Below are 16,947 nucleotides of genomic sequence, written 5' to 3' on the forward strand. Positions count from 1 at the left end.
TTTTATTTTTATACTTTGCCTGTTCGTTTTTCAAAAGTAAATGTGATAGGAAGATTGGAATAAGAACTATCACTTTTAAATATTACTTTCCATTCTTTAGTATGGGCTTTAATTTCAAAATTAAGAAGATTCATCGCTCTACGTTTATCTATTTCTAAAAACATATTATGAATTTCTGGTTCTTGCTGTAAATTAAGAGCCTTTAGTGTGACTGTAAATGTGAAAAAATTCTGCCCTTCATATACTATTTTTGATATTTTTGTTTTTTGTTTATTTAACAGCACATAAAAACGGTCTGATGGAGTTAATTGTACAGAGTCATCAGTAATTTCATTCTCGCTATTATGAAGTTCAACTAAGTAAGATGTACTATGGGAAGAATCTTTTTTGCTTGTAATCTGTAATTCAGTAGGAATCATCGGTATTTCATAAAAATCATTTCTTATTATGTTGTTGTAATCCTCTGAAAATTTACGAACTTCTTTTGGAAAAGAGTCATCTTGTGTACTTAAAAAAGTTTTGTTTTGATTTGGAATTTTTTTACTAAAATTTAATGTTTCTTTAAAGTAATAATTGGATCCAGTTAAAAATAAACAACTACAGATTAATAAAAAAATTCGATACGGATTTTGAAAGTGAAAGAATAATAGTATACATGTAATAATTCCAATTACATAGAAAATAAAGATAAGTAGTTCTAGTTTTGAGTGAAAGGAGAAACCATAGTTATGAAAAAATTTTATTCCAGTTATAATTTGAGCTCCAAAAAATAAAGAAATTCCAAATTGAAAAAATAATAAATCAGGTCCTCTTTTAATAACAAAAGTAATGAACGAAATGAAAAGTAAAAATACCCCTAAATAAATTGTTACATTTAATAATCGTTCTAATGTAATCATGAATAGTGTCCCCTTTAATAGCATATTCATATATAAATAACAATTTTATTTAATTATAATATAACGATAAAATATTTTAAATGTTAGAAGTGTTGAGTTTTATAAATAAACTGTACAGACACAAACAACCTCACGCCCACATACACATAATAAAGACCACTATTTTGGCGGAGGTGAAAGGTTTGAGTCTATTCGCCGCAATTGGATATATGGTTCGAGAAGTGTTTGTCTTTGTTTCTTATGTGAAGAACAATGCGTTCCCGCAGCCGTTATCATCAGATGATGAGAGAAAGTACTTAGAGTTAATGGAGCAAGGTGATGCTCAAGCGAGAAATCTTTTAATTGAACATAATTTACGGCTTGTAGCTCATATCGTTAAAAAATTTGAGAACACAGGAGAAGATGCAGAAGATTTAATTTCAATTGGTACAATCGGGCTCATTAAAGCGATCGAGAGCTATTCTGCAGGAAAGGGAACGAAGCTTGCGACGTATGCAGCACGCTGTATTGAAAATGAAATTTTGATGCATTTACGTGTACTAAAGAAAACGAAAAAAGATGTTTCACTTCATGATCCGATCGGGCAAGATAAAGAGGGCAATGAAATATCGCTTATTGATATATTAAAATCAGAGTCTGAAGATGTAATTGATATGATTCAGCTTAGTATGGAGTTAGAAAAAATTAAAGAGTATATCGATATTTTAGACGAAAGAGAAAAAGAAGTGATTGTGAAACGTTTTGGACTTGGGCTAGATAAGGAGAAAACACAGCGGGAAATCGCTAAGGCGCTTGGTATTTCTAGAAGCTACGTATCACGGATTGAAAAGCGTGCTTTAATGAAAATGTTCCACGAGTTTGTAAGGGCAGAGAAAGAGAAAAAAGCGAAAGAGTAAAGTGTATTAGAAGCAGCCATATTTAAAATGGGCTGCTTTTCTTATTGTAAATAAGAAAAGAAAACGCGTTATGCTAAGAAGAAATACATGTTCACTGTTGAAAATGACGGATTCTATCTGTAATATTAGAAGGTGCTAAATAATTTAAGAATAATACCATACTTAGTTTTCTGTATATATAATAAGGCTGCTTTATATGATATGTGGGAATAAGAACCAATTTTACATATGATATAGAAAGAAAAGAAGGGAAAACTAAAGTTATAGACTGATTAGGGGGTTTCGCAATTTGCGACGTACATTATATCGACTTATGATAGAACTTACAAATGGTCGCTTTACTTCTTATATATTACGTAAATTTGCACAATCTCGTTTGAGCTCTATCATTATTCCATCGTACGCGAAAGTTTTTCAAATTAATCAAGATGAGATGGAAAAGGGTTTGAAGGAATATAGAACATTGCATGAATTATTTACGCGTAAGCTAAAAGAAGGAAAGCGTAGTATTGATACAGATGCATCGAGTATCGTTAGTCCTGTTGATGGTGTTTTTGCAGATCATGGTCCTATTGAGGATACAAAAACATTTGATATTAAAGGAAAGCGCTATTCAATCGTGGATATGCTAGGTAATGAAGAACGTGCAACGCGATATGCAGGCGGTACATATATGGTAATTTATTTGAGTCCAAGTCATTATCATCGCATTCATAGTCCGCTTTCTGGTTCTGTGACTGAAAGATTTGTACTCGGTAGAAAATCATATCCGGTAAATGCAGCTGGTATGGAATACGGGAAAGAACCACTGTCAAAAAATTATCGTTCTGTTACAGAAGTAAGCAGTGATGGCGAGCATATGGCTCTTGTAAAAGTAGGTGCTATGTTTGTTAATAGTATTGAGCTTTTGCATGAGAGAGACACTGTTCAAAAAGGTGAAGAAATGGCATACTTTACATTTGGTTCAACAGTTGTGTTATTGTTTGAAAAAGATATGATAGAAGTAGTGCAGGAATTAAAGAGTGGACAAGAGCTTCGTCTTGGTGAAAAAATAGCTACTCGCTTAGCTCATAAATAAAGAAAAGCTTTTATAACCGTAAGTAAGAGTTATGGGCAAAGATACTTAATGATGAAATCCCCTAGATGGGAGTACTTGTTTATTCGAGAGCCATCGTAGGATGGCTCTTTTTACAGGGCATCTAATAATTTATCCTGTAACTGTTTGATTGGTAAGGGCTGATTAAACTTTCACTTTATATGTAATCAAGATGATTTGACAAGCTTGTCCTCTAATGAGCGTCTAATGATTTCTTGTTTTATAAGTAAAATGAAGTCGGGATTTAATTTTAGTTCTTTTGCTTTATAATAAGACTCAGTGAGTAACTCAGTGGATAACTGTTCCATATGTTTTGTTTTCAAGGTGAGTCACCTCCTAATAATATAAGGATTGATTCGTTGATGCATTTAATGTACCAAAAAAATATGACAGTCACAAACGAGTGGTTATCCACATACCTAGGTGGATAAAGTGTGTATAGTTTGTTAGTAAATTCCAAATTAACTGAAAAATTAATGTGGAAAATGTGTACAATTTTATCCACAGGTTATATATCGAAAAATGTTGTCGAAAAATTTTATGAAAAATCCTCAAAGAGGTGAAAGAAATTGAAACTATTTTTACCAAATGAATATGTGAAAAATGTATATCATGTTCAACCAGAAGATTTAAAAAAACGTGGGATTAAAGGCGTTATTACTGACTTAGATAACACTTTAATTGAATGGGATCGTCCCAATGCAACGCCGCAACTTGAAAAATGGTTCTTGGAAATGAAAGAGCAAGGCATTCAAGTAACGGTCGTTTCAAATAATAATGAGCAACGTGTGAAAGATTTTGCTGATCCATTAGGTATTCCATTTATTCATAGTGCACGTAAACCATTTGTTCGCGCATTTAAGCGTGCGATACAAGAGATGCGTTTGCAGCCAGATGAAGTTGTAGTAATTGGAGATCAGTTACTGACTGACGTGCTTGGTGGAAACCGAGTAGGCCTTCATACAATTTTAGTTGTACCGGTAGCACAAACGGACGGATTAGTAACGCGCTTTAATCGAAAAATTGAACGAAGAATTATGAAAAATATGAAGAAAAAAGGTTTAATTAACTGGGAGGAATAAAGTTTGACTGAAACAATTAAATGTATTGGTTGCGGTGTAGAAATTCAAACAGAAAATAAAAACGAAGTGGGGTATGCTCCTGCCTCATCTTTAGAGAAAGAACAAGTCATTTGTCAACGTTGTTTTCGCTTGAAGCATTACAATGAAATTCAAGATGTATCGTTAACAGATGATGACTTCCTACGCATTTTAAATGGAATTGGAAAATCAGATGCATTAGTAGTCAAAATTGTAGATATTTTTGATTTTAATGGTAGCTGGTTACCTGGCTTACATCGTTTCGTAGGGAATAATAAAGTATTACTTGTTGGAAATAAAGCTGATTTAATTCCAAAGTCAGTAAAACATGATAAAGTAAAACATTGGATGCGCTATAGTGCAAAGCAGCTAGGATTAAAACCAGAAGATGTCTTTTTAATTAGTGCAGCGAAGGGACAAGGAATTGCTGAACTAGCAGATGCTATTGAGTATTATCGCGGCGGCAAAGATGTTTATGTTGTTGGATGTACGAATGTAGGGAAATCGACATTTATTAATCGTATGATTAAAGAATTTAGTGATGAGACTGAAAATGTAATTACAACATCTCATTTCCCAGGAACAACACTGGATTTAATTGATATTCCATTGGACGAAGAGTCTTCTTTATATGATACGCCAGGTATTATTAACCACCACCAAATGGCTCATTATGTTGGAAAGCAAAGCTTAAAGCTTATTACACCAACAAAAGAAATTAAGCCGATGGTATTCCAATTAAATGAAGAACAAACGTTATTCTTTAGTGGATTGGCACGTTTTGATTATGTAAGTGGTGGTCGTCGTGCATTTACTTGTCACTTCTCGAATCGCTTAACAATCCATCGTACAAAGCTTGAGAAAGCAGATGAATTATATAAAAATCATGCCGGGGATTTACTAAGCCCACCAACGCCAGAAGAATTAGCAAATATGCCTGAGTTAGTGAAATACGAATTTAATATTCGTGAACCTAAAACAGATGTTGTATTCTCTGGATTAGGATGGGTTACTGTGAACGAACCAGGAGCAAAAATTGTTGCACACGTACCAAAAGGAGTAAGTGTTTCACTACGTAAATCTTTAATTTAATATGGAGAGGGATTTATGAAACAATTATATGGTGTAATCGGAAATCCAATTGGACATTCATTATCACCCGTTATGCATAACGATGCATTTGAACACTTGAATATGGATGTCCATTATCATGCGTTCCTTGTTGAAGAGGAATTGCTAGGGGAAGCAGTAAGAGGTTTAAAAGCATTAGGTATTTCAGGATTTAATGTAACAACTCCGCACAAGGTTGCTATTATGGAGTATTTGGATGAGATTGACCCATTGGCAAGGAAAATCGGTGCAGTAAATACAGTGGTTCATAAGGATGGAAGATTAATTGGCTATAACACAGACGGGATTGGTTTTGTTCGAGCGCTGCAGTCAATTAGTAATGAACCACTTCAAGGGAAACGTATTTTGTTACTTGGTTCAGGTGGTGCTAGCCGAGCTATTTATTTTTCTCTTGCTGATGTAGGTGTAAAAGAGATTGATGTAGCCAATCGTACAGTAAATAAGGCGAAGGAACTTATTGCTGCACGTACGGCCGATGTTAATTCTGTTGCTTTGTCGTTAGAAAAAGCGACAGAAGAACAAGGAAATTATGATATTATCATTCAGACGACAACGATAGGTATGCATCCGCACGTAGAATATACGCCATTACAAATTTGTTCGTTAAAAAAAGGAACGATTGTATCAGATATAATTTATAATCCATTTGAAACGAAAATTTTATGTGAGGCAAAAGAGCAAGGTGCAATCATTCAAAATGGTATTGATATGTTTGTTTATCAAGGAGCACTTGCATTTGAAATGTGGACAGGACGCACCCCAAATATCGAGAGAATGAAACAATTAGTTATAGAAAAGCTTGGAGGCTAACATATATGTTAACAGGAAAACAAAAAAGATTTTTACGTGCACAAGCACATCATTTAACACCAATTTTTCAAGTAGGAAAAGGCGGAGTAAATGAAAATATGATTAAACAAATTGCAGATACTTTAGAAGCTCGTGAGTTATTTAAAGTAAGTGTATTACAAAACTGTGAATTTGATCGCCGTGAGGTTGCGGAAGAACTTGCAAAAGGTGCACGTGCTGAAATCGTTCAAGTAATTGGAAGCACAATCGTTTTATACAAAGAATCAAGAGAAAATAAACAAATTAAGCTTCCTCGATAAAAAGATTAGCATGGGCTATTTTTATCGCTGATGCGTAATGATGTAGAGAGCGAAACCAATTGAACTTTTATTAATAGCAACTCTCTTCATTTCTAACCGAGGAGAGTTGCTGTATATAAAAGGAAGGGGCGTTTCTTTTGAGGAAAATTGGCATCATTGGCGGTACATTTGATCCGCCTCACTATGGACATTTGCTAATTGCAAATGAAGTATATCACGCTTTGAACTTGGAAGAAGTATGGTTCTTGCCAAACCAGATTCCCCCACATAAACAAGGGCGGAATATTACAAGTGTAGAAAGTCGTTTACATATGTTAGAGCTCGCGACTGAGGCAGAAGAACACTTTTCTATTTGTTTAGAAGAGCTAAGTAGGAAGGGCCCATCTTATACGTATGACACTATGTTACAATTGACGAAGAAGTATCCGGATGTGCAGTTTCACTTTATTATTGGTGGGGATATGGTTGAATATTTACCGAAGTGGTATAACATTGAAGCTTTACTTAATCTTGTAACGTTTGTTGGAGTTGCAAGACCTGGGTATACATTGCATACACCATATAAGATTACTACAGTGGAAATTCCGGAATTTGCAGTTTCTTCATCCTTATTACGTGAGAGATATAAAGAGAAGAAAACGTGTAAATATTTACTTCCTGAAAAAGTACAGGTATATATCGAGAGGAATGGGTTGTATGAATCGTGAGAATGCACTGCATATTGTCAAACAACAAATGCATGAAAAACGTTATATACACACAATTGGTGTAATGGAGACAGCGATTGAGCTTGCTAAGTTATACGGTGTGGACGAGAAAAAAGCAGAGATGGCAGCTATATTCCATGATTATGCGAAATGTAGAGCAATTTCAGAAATGGAAGAGATTATTAAACGTGAAGATTTGCCGAAAGATTTACTTTGCTATAACAAAGAGTTATGGCATGCACCTGTTGGGGCATACTTAGTAGAAAAAGAAGTAGGCATTACGGATTCTGAAATTTTGCAAGCTATTACATATCATACAAGTGGTCATGAGAATATGACGATGTTAGATAAAGTGATTTATGTAGCTGATTACATTGAACCTGGGCGAAAGTTTCCAGGAGTGGAAGAGGCTCGTAAACTCGCATATACGGATATAAATCAAGCCCTATTATTTGCGTTAAAGAGAACAATTCAATTTTTAATGGAAAAAGATCAGACGATTTATCCATTAACATTCCAAACATACAATGCAGTTATCAAGGAGGAAATGAGTAAATGAACGATAAAGAATTATTAGTATTAGCGGCAAAAGCAGCTGATGATAAGAGAGCAGAAGATATGGTTGTCCTAAATATGCAAGGTATTTCACCAATTGCAGATTATTTCATTATTTGTCACGGAAATTCAGATAAACAAGTGCAAGCAATTGCACGTGAAATTAAATCAAAAGCACATGAGTTCCAAATCGACGTACAACGTATGGAAGGGTTTGACGAAGCACGTTGGGTATTAGTTGATCTTGGAGATGTAGTTGCTCATGTATTCCATAAAGATGAGCGTAATCACTATAATTTAGAGCGTCTATGGGGCGATGTGCCACGTGAAGATATTACAGAAGAGTTAGGCCAATGAAATACGAACAATTTGCATTGTTGTACGACGAACTAATGAATGATGTCCCTTATGATAAATGGGTGGAATTTACAGAGGGAAGTTTACAGCAGGCAGGTATGAAAGAGGCAAAAATTCTTGATGTAGCATGCGGTACAGGTAATGTAACCCTGCCGCTTGTGCAAAAGGGTTACGATTTAATAGGTGTCGATCTTTCAGAAGAAATGTTAACAGTCGCTCAGCAAAAACTAGGCGGAGAAGGGCATTTTATTCCTTTTTACCAACAAGATATGCGCGAGCTTGATGTTCCGGGTGAGTTTGACTGTGTAACGATTTTTTGTGATTCATTAAATTATGTATTGCAAGAAGATGGAGTACAAGAAACATTTAGAAGAGTATTTCACCATTTACGTCAAGATGGTTTGTTTTTATTTGATGTACACTCTTTATATAAAATACATCATGTATTTCAAAATGAAACGTATACAGTGAATGGAGAAGAAATATCTCTTATTTGGAATTGCTTCCCTGGTGAAGAATCAAATAGTGTAGAGCATGATTTAACATTCTTTGTTCAAGATCCAGAAGAAGATGTGTACCATCGGTTTGACGAATGTCACGTGCAACGTGCATATCAAGTGGAAGAGTTAACGAAATGGCTTGAAGAAGCAGGTTTTACAGTGCTTCGTGTAACAGGTGATTTTGAGCGACTTGAAGTTACAGAACAAACAGAGCGTATTTTCTTCATGGCGAAGAAAAATGGATAAAAACAAAAGCAACCGAGAAGGTTGCTTTTGTTTTATAAAGAAGATGTATTTTTAGTTCTAGCATAATCTAAAGATCGTATGCGTAAAGTGTGGGAATAGTAGTTGAAGTGAAAATGTATTGTAAAAAAGTAAGTATTTATAAAAAGGATTTGGAATGAAAATGACGTATTTATTATGTGTGTTTATTGAATTGCTGATCAACGCATTCTAAATCTTCATCAAATTTTTCATGTGTTCGCTCGATTAACTTATGGAACATATCTCCAACGTGTTCTTCTAAAACCCGAATGCCTTCCCCAGTAACGCCGCCTTTCACGCAAACCTTTTCTTGTAAGGTAGGTAATGTGAAGATTTCTTTTTCAAGTAATTTCCCCATCCCCACGACCATTTCACTTACTAAAGTAGTAGCCTCTTCGTGTGTAATATTTGTTTTATCTACAGCAGCGTTAATGAAGCATTGTAGTAAATAACTAAAGAAAGCAGGACCGCAACTTGCTATATCAGATGAAACGCGCGTTATATCTTCTTTTATTACAAGAGGTGTAGAAATGTTTTTGAATAGACGAAGTAGTTTTTGTTGCCATTCTTCAGAGCAATTATCTCCAAATGTAAATAGTGAGGCGCCAGAGAGAGCGCGATTTGTGATACTTGGAATGATACGCGCGACGTGGCAAGGTACGAGAGTCTCTAATTGTGATGGAGATATTGGACTTGTAATAGAAACTAAGCACGTTTCATCAGAAAAATGTTCAGCGTATTTTTTTAGGATAGGGTATATATCTATCGGCTTAACACAAATAAAAATAAGTTGTGATTGTTCGATTACTTCCGGGATTGTTTTTGCTATCTGAACAGAAGGGTATTTTTCTTTTATATGATATGCTTTTGCGGGCGTCCGATTAATGATTGTAAGGCAAGAAGGTTTGACAGCACGGGTTTCTAAAAATGCATCGATTAGTATATTTCCCATGTTTCCTGTCCCTATAATTCCTATGTTCAAAGTTTCATCCCTCCTTCGTAACAGCTTTCTCCTAAACAATATGAATGATGTTATAAATTTATGATTAGAGGTGTAAAATGATGTGGGATTTTCCGAAAAAGTGGTTAGGTTTAGTAGCTATTATTGGAACTTTACTTTTTCTTGTTTTTTGGAAAACGAATCAGAATGTAGAACGAACGCCTATTACAATGAATGTACAAGAGAAGGAGATAGAAAAAAAGGGTAAACCGAAAATATCGGATACAAAGGAACAGAAAAGAACAATTATAATTGATGTGAAAGGAGCGGTTAGTAAAGAAGGGGTATATGAAATGAAGGAAGGAGATCGCGTAAAGGATGCGGTTCAAAAGGCTGGTGGTTTTTTATCAGAAGTAGATATGAAAAAAGTAAATTTAGCACAAATTGTACAAGATCAAATGCTTCTTTATATACCGAGTAAAAATGAGTCAGAACAAGGGGGGCTTACTTCTTCTAAGGAAGATGGCAAGATTCGAATAAATACAGCGGCGAAAGAACAACTAGAAAAAATTACAGGGATTGGCTCTCGAAAGGCAGAAAGTATTTTGAAATATCGAGAAGAACATGGTCCGTTTCAGAAAATAGAAGATTTATTAGAGATTGATGGGATTGGTGCGAAGTCTCTTGAAAAGATAAAAGGTCAAATTATTATTCCGTAAAAGATTGACGAAGTTTTTCTTCTTTCGCTACACTACAAGTAGACAAAAAAGTAGGTGAAAAATATGGAACGAATTTCATGGGATCAATATTTTATGACGCAAAGCCATCTACTATCTTTGCGTAGTACATGTACAAGGCTTGCGGTAGGAGCGACAATCGTTCGCGATAAACGAATTATTGCTGGTGGGTATAATGGTTCAATTAAAGGTGGCGTACATTGTATAGATGATGGTTGTTACGTAATCGATAATCATTGTGTTCGGACAATTCATGCCGAAATGAATGCTTTATTACAATGTGCCAAGTTTGGTGCGAAAACAGAGGAAGCAGAAATTTACGTTACGCATTTCCCTTGTTTACAATGTTGTAAGGCAATTATTCAAAGTGGTATTACAGCGGTTTATTATGCGCAGGATTATAAAAATCATCCATACGCCATAGAGTTATTTGAACAAGCGAACGTAACAGTGAAGCACGTTCCGCTAGAATATGATATTGCTGCATTAGAGGAGCAAAAACGTTATACAGAGTTGAAAGAATTATTTGCGTCTTTAGAAAAAGATAATTTATCAATGGAAGAATTACAGCATGTATTCACGAAAGCAAAAATGATGCTATAAGGAGTGAGTATAAGTTGCAGGAACAATGGGGGTATGTTGCAATCTCATTTATAATAGGGGTTGCAATTGCCTTTTCCTCGTCACTTTTATTGATAGTTTTTTGCCTCTTTTTAAATGTTTTCTTCTGTTTATATCGCACTTCGCGTAAAACCTTCATTTTTTGTATTGTAGCGTGCTTTAATAGCGCCATATACACTTCCTATGTTCAAACGTGGAATAAGCCTCTAGGGGAGTCCTATGGAGTTACAAGAGGGGTTATACAAAATACACCGCTTGTTAATGGGGATCGCCTATCTTTTCAATTTGAAGATCAGAATAAAAATATAGTGCAGTTAAGTTATAGAATCAAATCAGTCTTGGAAAAGAAAAAAATGCAACAATTATACGCAGGGATATCATGTGTATTCGAGGGTGAGAGGAAAGAACCGGAAACAGCTCGGAATTTTCATGGTTTTAATTACCGTGATTATTTATACAAACAACATATTCATTTCACATTTGAGGCTACATATATTTCTGAATGCTATAAAACATCACTGTCGCTCACGCAATGGATTCTTCTTTTGAGGCAACAAGTAATCTCGAAAGTTACAGAAATGTTTCCAGAGCAATCAGGTGCTTTTATGAATGCATTACTATTTGGTGATAGACAACAAATGACGTTTGAAGTGGAAGAGCAATATCAACAATTTGGTCTTGTACATTTGTTAGCAATTTCAGGTTCGCACATTGTACTGTTAATGATGATAGTATATTTTATTTTGCTAAGAAGCGGTGTGACAAGGGAGGTAGCAACAATTTGCCTTATCGTTTGTATTCCTTTGTATATGGTTTTAGCAGGGGCGTCACCCTCTGTTATAAGAGCTTCTATAACAGGAGTTTTGATGTTAATTGCTTTTATGTGCTCGATTCGTTTATCTAGTTTAGATGCTTTAAGTGTAACAGCTATATGCATGCTTATATATGACCCTTATCTTGTTTTTAATATTGGATTTCAGTTTTCTTTTGTAGGTAGCTTCGCTTTACTTTTGTCTGCTCCGTTATTGTTAGAGAGTAGCAACGGAGTAATCCGAAATTCTATTTATATTTCTATCATTTCACAGCTCGTTAGTACTCCGATTTTGTTATACCACTTTGGTTATTTTTCTCCATATAGCATTCTCCTCAATCTCTTATACGTTCCGTTTTTATCTATCATTGTATTACCATGTAGCATTATTATTTTACTGTGTATGCCAATTGTCCCGTTTCTCGCAAAAGGATTTGCCGATGTATTATCAATAGGCTTGAGTATGTCTAATGATTTTCTAAGTTATTGTGAAAGTTTACCATTTACCCAGCTTATCTTCGGGGAAACGCCCTTCAATCTTGTAGCTGTATATTGCGCCAGTATTGTCAGCATATTGATGGTTTGGGAACGGAGAGCGCCGAAAAAAATAGTTTGTATAGTTGCGAGTGTATTTCTTTTTATTAGCACATGTCATTATATATATCCATATTTTAGAGGCGGCGGAAGTGTAACATTTATTGATGTTGGACAAGGTGATGCAATATTAATTCGCCTTCCGTATGATAAAGGGATTTATCTTATTGATACAGGTGGAACGCTTCGTGTGAATAAGGAAGAATGGCAACAAAAAAAGCATGAATTTTCTGTTGGAAATGATGTTTTAATACCCTTTTTACAAAAAGAAGGTATTAAAACAATTGATAAATTAATCGTAACGCATGGAGATGCAGATCATATAGGTGCTGCGCAAGAATTATTATCATATATACCTGTAAAAGAAGTGGTATTTGGCCGAAAGGGAAAAGATGCAGTATTAGAAAAAGTAGTAAAGAAACAGGCATTAGAAAAGGAAATGAAAATAACTGAAGTGGGGGAAGGGGAGAGTTGGAGTGTAAATGAAGCGGAATTTTTCGTTTTAGCTCCAAAAGGAAAAGAAAAAAGCGAAAATAACGCTTCAATTGTAATATGGGCAAAATTTGGAGGGTTGAAGTGGCTATTTACAGGCGATTTGGAAGAAGAAGGGGAAAAGATTTTAGTAGAGGCATATCCAGATTTACAAGTGGATGTTTTAAAAGTTGCTCATCATGGGAGTAATACGTCATCTATAGAGCCTTTTTTGAACGTCATACAGCCTCGTGTAGCGATTATATCTGTTGGTAAGCAGAATAGGTATGGACACCCGCATAAAGAAGTGATAGAGCGTTTTGAGAAGATGGGGAGTGCGATATGGCGCACGGACAAGCAAGGTGCTATTTCCTATGTTTTTAAAGGGAAAAATGGAACCTTTAAAAGTAAAATCACATATGATAAAACACATAATAGATGAAAAAGAGAAGACTGCCATGAAGTGGCAGTCTTTAAGAACCGATAAATTTAATAACAGTTGCAATGATGAAAAGTGTTGCGAAAAAACCAAATGAGACGATAAATCCTACCCCTGAATCAATAGCGTCATTGCGTTTACTTTGAACGTTTTGTTCAAAATCATTCATTTAGAATCCCTCCCCAACATTCCACTTTAGTATAAAATATTGTCAGAAAAAAATCTACAATTTCCATATGAAGAGAAAACGAGCTTTTTTGTTACTTGTAAATCATGAAGTAATGTGAGTTTTTCGTTTCCAAGCATGTTAACAGTTGGCACTTATACTCAAATTTTTATTGCGAATAATAAAGGGAAGGTGATTACCGCACACCAATAAGAAACCCGGGGCTTATTGCGTGGCGTTTAATATAAATAAAGGGACGGGTTATAAAGCCTGTTCCTTTGTACTTGTAAAACAAAAGCTAGGGCATTAGTATAAATATATATTGCCAAGTTAGGGAGTAGGAAAAAGTATGAGTGATATACATAAAAAAATTAAAAAGAAACAGTTTGCTCCGTTATATTTAATATATGGAACGGAAGCTTTTTTTATAAATGAAACGATAAAGCTTATTACGACAGAAGCACTTGAAGAAGAAGATCGAGAGTTTAATGTTGTGACATACGATTTAGAAGAAGCGTATTTAGAAGATGTGGTTGAGGATGCGCGTACGCTTCCTTTCTTCGGAGAACGGAAAGTACTGTTAATAAAATCACCGCTATTTTTGACTTCGCAAAAAGAAAAGTTAGAACAAAATATAAAAATTTTAGAAGAATACATTGGTGAACCTTCTCCATTTTCTATTCTTGTTTTTGTTGCGCCTTACGAAAAACTTGATGAGCGAAAAAAAATTACAAAACTATTAAAGAAAACAGCAGATGTAGTAGAAGCGAATGCAATGCAAGTACAGGATGTTCAGAAGTGGATTGTTGCTCGTGCAGATGAAGTGCATGTGCATATTGATAACGCGGCTGTTAGTTTGTTGCTAGAGCTTGTGGGAAGTAATGTAACGATGTTGGCGAAGGAAATGGACAAGTTAACGTTATACGTTGGTATGGGCGGAGAGATTACGACGAAACTTGTTGCAGAGCTTGTGCCAAAATCAGTTGAGCAAAATGTATTTGCTTTGACAGAAAAAGTGGTGAAAAAAGATATTGCAGGTGCAATGCAAATTTTGGATGGATTATTTACGCAGCAGGAAGAGCCGATTAAATTGCTTGCGTTATTAGTGAGTCAATTCCGCTTGTTGTATCAAGTGAAAGAGCTACAGCAACGTGGTTATGGACAAAATCAAATTGCGTCTCATATTGGTGTACATCCGTATCGTGTAAAGTTAGCAATGAATCAAACGAAGTTTTTTTCTTTTGAAGAGTTAAAAAAAGTGATTATAGAATTAGCGGAAGCTGATTATAGTATGAAGACGGGAAAGATGGATAAGAAGCTTGTGCTCGAATTTTTCTTAATGCGATTAAATCATATGTGATGACACAAAAAAGTTCATGCACTTAGTGCATGAACTTTTTTGTATATAAAAAAACGATCCAAATGGATCGTTTTTTAAACGCCTTACGCGTTTACTTGTTTCGCTAAGCGAGATTTTTGACGAGCTGCAGCGTTTTGGTGGATAAGACCTTTACGAGCTGCTTTGTCAAGTTTTTTAGAAGCAGTTTTGAAAGCTTCTTTAGCATTTTCAAGATCGTTATTAGTAACTAAAGCTTCTACAGTTTTAACAGCAGAACGCATGTCAGACTTGATAGAAGCGTTATGTGCACGACGCTCTTCGCTAAGTTTAGCGCGTTTGATAGCAGATTTGATGTTTGCCATACTTTTCACCTCCCTGGTGCAATCGAATGACTCGATTCTTACATAGAACAAGTGATATTCTATCAAACGGTGAAGAGAATTGCAATAGTATATCCATGAAATTTCACGTAAAGGAAAGAATGACCTTATATAACTTTGGGAAATCTAACGATATTTACTATGAATTACGGAGGAGATACGATGAAAGAACCATTAGATTTAAGTAAATATAGCATTAGAACTGACCTTGCTGTAGAAGCTCATCAAATGTTGCAAGAAAGCCAAGAAGAACAAAAAGGGATACAGGGAGTTATTGTAAAAGAGAGAGAAGAAGAAGGTACTATAATTACAAAAGTAACGATTGATGAAGCTGCCTCTGAAGCGATGGGGAAAAAACCTGGAAATTATTTAACACTTGAAGTACAAGGGATACGTCAGCAAGATACAGAACTTCAACAAAAAGTGGAGCGTATTTTTGCAAAAGAATTTTCTTGTTTCTTAGAAGAGGTTGGAGTTACAAAAGAAGCAAGCTGTTTAATTGTAGGTCTTGGGAATTGGAATGTAACACCAGATGCTCTTGGACCGATAGTTGTAGAAAATGTATTAGTAACGAGACATTTGTTTCAATTGCAGCCTGAAAGTGTAGAAGAAGGATTTAGGCCTGTTAGTGCAATTCGGCCGGGGGTAATGGGGATTACAGGAATCGAAACGAGCGATGTTATTTATGGAATTATTGAGAAGACGAACCCGGACTTTGTAATTGCAATTGATGCATTAGCTGCCCGTTCTATTGAACGAGTAAATAGCACGATACAAATTTCTGATACTGGAATCCATCCTGGTTCGGGGGTTGGGAATAAACGTAAAGAACTAAGTAAAGACACATTAGGTATCCCTGTTATCGCAATTGGTGTTCCGACTGTGGTCGATGCTGTTTCGATTACAAGTGATACGATTGATTTTATTTTGAAACATTTTGGTCGAGAGATGAAAGAAGGAAATAAACCTTCACGATCTTTGTTACCAGCGGGATTTTCATTTGGAGAAAAGAAAAAATTAACAGAAGAAGATATGCCGGATGAAAAGAGCAGAAATATGTTTTTAGGTGCTGTTGGTACATTGGAAGAAGAAGAAAAAAGAAGGCTGATTTATGAAGTGCTATCTCCTCTTGGTCACAATTTAATGGTAACCCCAAAAGAAGTAGATACTTTTATTGAGGATATGGCGAATGTAATAGCGAGTGGTTTAAATGCAGCGCTACATCATCAAATTGATCAAGATAATACGGGAGCATATACACATTGAGGGGAACAGATGATTATGGTTTGAGTCGCTTTGCGCTTTTGTGTATATGTAGTGTAGCTTTATGTTTACTTATGATGATAGCAGGAGTGGCACTTGCTAATCATGGTTTGAAAAGTATGAAAGGCTATCAGCAATTGTCATATGAACAAATAGCTCATATGACAGGGACAGAAAGTACAGGTGCTGAATCAGAAATTTTGGGTAGCTCGTTTTCGGCCTCAGAAAAACAACAGCAATTAGAACGTTTAAGAAGTTTTAATGTTGTAGAAGGAATTGGGATGGCGGTAGCAAGTGTAGCTTATGAAATGACGAAGTTCGGGACGGATATAGTTGTTGGGAAAATAAAAGGAATTTTTAGCTAAGAGTAACATGGGAGGCGGTTGTTTTACTGATTTGTAAGACAGCCGTTTTAAAATTTGAAAAGGGTTTGTCTCTTATGGTTTATTCGCATAAGATATAGATAGAATGATTTGTATCGTAAGCAGCACGAGTTTTCATTGAATCTTTGTTGCTCTATTGATATAATCAGTGCTAGTGTATATTGGCGAGACTATTAGGAGTTGAGAACA

General features: G+C 35.3%; 21 protein-coding genes. 16 read left to right on the forward strand and 5 right to left on the reverse strand.

Annotated features, from left to right (window positions below; genetic code table 11):
• Positions 1–8: 8 nt before the first annotated feature.
• The gene (locus AB6801_RS08720; protein ID WP_080024551.1) at positions 9–929 is read right to left on the reverse strand and encodes a hypothetical protein; all 921 of its coding nucleotides are present in this window, start codon (positions 927–929) and stop codon (positions 9–11) included.
• Positions 930–1,081: 152 nt separating this feature from the next.
• On the opposite strand from AB6801_RS08720, the gene sigK reads away from it, so the two are divergent.
• Both sigK and AB6801_RS08730 read left to right on the forward strand, forming a co-directional pair.
• Positions 1,082–1,795 (forward strand): RNA polymerase sporulation sigma factor SigK, encoded by a 714-nt coding sequence (gene sigK / locus AB6801_RS08725; RefSeq protein ID WP_000051382.1) that lies wholly within the window; start codon positions 1,082–1,084, stop codon positions 1,793–1,795.
• Positions 1,796–2,084: 289 nt separating this feature from the next.
• Complete coding sequence (locus tag AB6801_RS08730; protein WP_001255000.1) at positions 2,085–2,873, forward strand: phosphatidylserine decarboxylase; 789 nt, start codon at positions 2,085–2,087, stop codon at positions 2,871–2,873.
• Between the two features lie 185 nt (positions 2,874–3,058).
• On the opposite strand, the gene sda is transcribed toward AB6801_RS08730, so the two are convergent.
• Positions 3,059–3,214, reverse strand: coding sequence for a sporulation histidine kinase inhibitor Sda (sda, locus tag AB6801_RS08735; RefSeq protein WP_000850094.1), 156 nt, complete (start codon positions 3,212–3,214; stop codon positions 3,059–3,061).
• A gap of 246 nt (positions 3,215–3,460) precedes the next feature.
• Here sda and AB6801_RS08740 point away from each other — a divergent pair, with 246 nt between their 5' ends.
• The 8 genes from AB6801_RS08740 (at position 3,461) to AB6801_RS08775 (ending at position 8,596) form a co-directional block, all read left to right on the forward strand.
• Entirely contained in the window at positions 3,461–3,973 is a 513-nt protein-coding gene (locus AB6801_RS08740) for a YqeG family HAD IIIA-type phosphatase (protein ID WP_000765314.1), read from the forward strand.
• Positions 3,974–3,976: 3 nt separating this feature from the next.
• Positions 3,977–5,083: a ribosome biogenesis GTPase YqeH gene (gene yqeH, locus AB6801_RS08745; RefSeq protein ID WP_000140799.1), complete on the forward strand. Its 1,107-nt coding sequence runs from the start codon at positions 3,977–3,979 to the stop codon at positions 5,081–5,083.
• A gap of 15 nt (positions 5,084–5,098) precedes the next feature.
• Positions 5,099–5,932 carry a shikimate dehydrogenase gene (aroE, locus tag AB6801_RS08750; RefSeq protein WP_098290468.1) on the forward strand — a complete coding sequence of 278 codons (834 nt, stop codon included), beginning with the start codon at positions 5,099–5,101 and terminating at the stop codon, positions 5,930–5,932.
• A gap of 5 nt (positions 5,933–5,937) precedes the next feature.
• Entirely contained in the window at positions 5,938–6,231 is a 294-nt protein-coding gene (yhbY, locus tag AB6801_RS08755; protein ID WP_000955224.1) for a ribosome assembly RNA-binding protein YhbY, read from the forward strand.
• Between the two features lie 137 nt (positions 6,232–6,368).
• The gene (nadD, locus tag AB6801_RS08760) at positions 6,369–6,938 is read left to right on the forward strand and encodes a nicotinate-nucleotide adenylyltransferase (RefSeq protein WP_001226048.1); all 570 of its coding nucleotides are present in this window, start codon (positions 6,369–6,371) and stop codon (positions 6,936–6,938) included.
• Positions 6,928–7,497 (forward strand): bis(5'-nucleosyl)-tetraphosphatase (symmetrical) YqeK, encoded by a 570-nt coding sequence (yqeK, locus tag AB6801_RS08765; protein ID WP_001078477.1) that lies wholly within the window; start codon positions 6,928–6,930, stop codon positions 7,495–7,497. The genes nadD and yqeK overlap by 11 nt, the downstream gene beginning before the upstream one ends.
• On the forward strand, positions 7,494–7,850 hold the full coding sequence (gene rsfS / locus AB6801_RS08770; RefSeq protein ID WP_000998193.1) for a ribosome silencing factor: 357 nt from the start codon (positions 7,494–7,496) through the stop codon (positions 7,848–7,850). Before yqeK ends, rsfS begins: the two co-directional genes overlap by 4 nt.
• Entirely contained in the window at positions 7,847–8,596 is a 750-nt protein-coding gene (locus AB6801_RS08775; protein WP_000873080.1) for a class I SAM-dependent methyltransferase, read from the forward strand. Before rsfS ends, AB6801_RS08775 begins: the two co-directional genes overlap by 4 nt.
• Positions 8,597–8,768: 172 nt before the next feature.
• Here AB6801_RS08775 and comER read toward each other — a convergent pair whose 3' ends face one another.
• On the reverse strand, positions 8,769–9,596 hold the full coding sequence (comER, locus tag AB6801_RS08780; protein ID WP_001020560.1) for a late competence protein ComER: 828 nt from the start codon (positions 9,594–9,596) through the stop codon (positions 8,769–8,771).
• 77 nt (positions 9,597–9,673) lie between these two features.
• On the opposite strand from comER, the gene AB6801_RS08785 reads away from it, so the two are divergent.
• From AB6801_RS08785 to AB6801_RS08795, 3 genes are all read left to right on the forward strand, one after another.
• Complete coding sequence (locus tag AB6801_RS08785; protein WP_098290470.1) at positions 9,674–10,273, forward strand: helix-hairpin-helix domain-containing protein; 600 nt, start codon at positions 9,674–9,676, stop codon at positions 10,271–10,273.
• Positions 10,274–10,336: 63 nt separating this feature from the next.
• Complete coding sequence (locus tag AB6801_RS08790) at positions 10,337–10,894, forward strand: ComE operon protein 2 (RefSeq protein WP_000439773.1); 558 nt, start codon at positions 10,337–10,339, stop codon at positions 10,892–10,894.
• A 14-nt stretch (positions 10,895–10,908) separates the two neighbouring features.
• The gene (locus AB6801_RS08795) at positions 10,909–13,230 is read left to right on the forward strand and encodes a DNA internalization-related competence protein ComEC/Rec2 (protein ID WP_370941062.1); all 2,322 of its coding nucleotides are present in this window, start codon (positions 10,909–10,911) and stop codon (positions 13,228–13,230) included.
• Between the two features lie 31 nt (positions 13,231–13,261).
• Here the strand turns inward: AB6801_RS08795 and AB6801_RS08800 are convergent, their stop codons facing one another.
• Positions 13,262–13,396, reverse strand: coding sequence for a YqzM family protein (locus AB6801_RS08800; RefSeq protein WP_000997609.1), 135 nt, complete (start codon positions 13,394–13,396; stop codon positions 13,262–13,264).
• Between the two features lie 346 nt (positions 13,397–13,742).
• Between AB6801_RS08800 and holA the strand changes: the two genes are divergently transcribed.
• Positions 13,743–14,753 carry a DNA polymerase III subunit delta gene (gene holA / locus AB6801_RS08805; RefSeq protein ID WP_001279908.1) on the forward strand — a complete coding sequence of 337 codons (1,011 nt, stop codon included), beginning with the start codon at positions 13,743–13,745 and terminating at the stop codon, positions 14,751–14,753.
• Positions 14,754–14,836: 83 nt separating this feature from the next.
• Here the strand turns inward: holA and rpsT are convergent, their stop codons facing one another.
• On the reverse strand, positions 14,837–15,094 hold the full coding sequence (rpsT, locus tag AB6801_RS08810) for a 30S ribosomal protein S20 (RefSeq protein ID WP_001274011.1): 258 nt from the start codon (positions 15,092–15,094) through the stop codon (positions 14,837–14,839).
• Positions 15,095–15,274: 180 nt separating this feature from the next.
• Between rpsT and gpr the strand changes: the two genes are divergently transcribed.
• Together gpr and AB6801_RS08820 are read left to right on the forward strand one after the other, a co-directional pair.
• Entirely contained in the window at positions 15,275–16,378 is a 1,104-nt protein-coding gene (gene gpr / locus AB6801_RS08815) for a GPR endopeptidase (RefSeq protein WP_000662616.1), read from the forward strand.
• Positions 16,375–16,740, forward strand: a complete 366-nt coding sequence (locus AB6801_RS08820; RefSeq protein WP_001215034.1) for a YqxA family protein — start codon at positions 16,375–16,377, stop codon at positions 16,738–16,740. The genes gpr and AB6801_RS08820 overlap by 4 nt, the downstream gene beginning before the upstream one ends.
• Positions 16,741–16,947: the final 207 nt, after the last annotated feature.

Origin of the sequence: Bacillus sp. RCC_6_1 (assembly GCF_041360755.1) — a bacterium.
Classification (GTDB): domain Bacteria; phylum Bacillota; class Bacilli; order Bacillales; family Bacillaceae_G; genus Bacillus_A; species Bacillus_A cereus.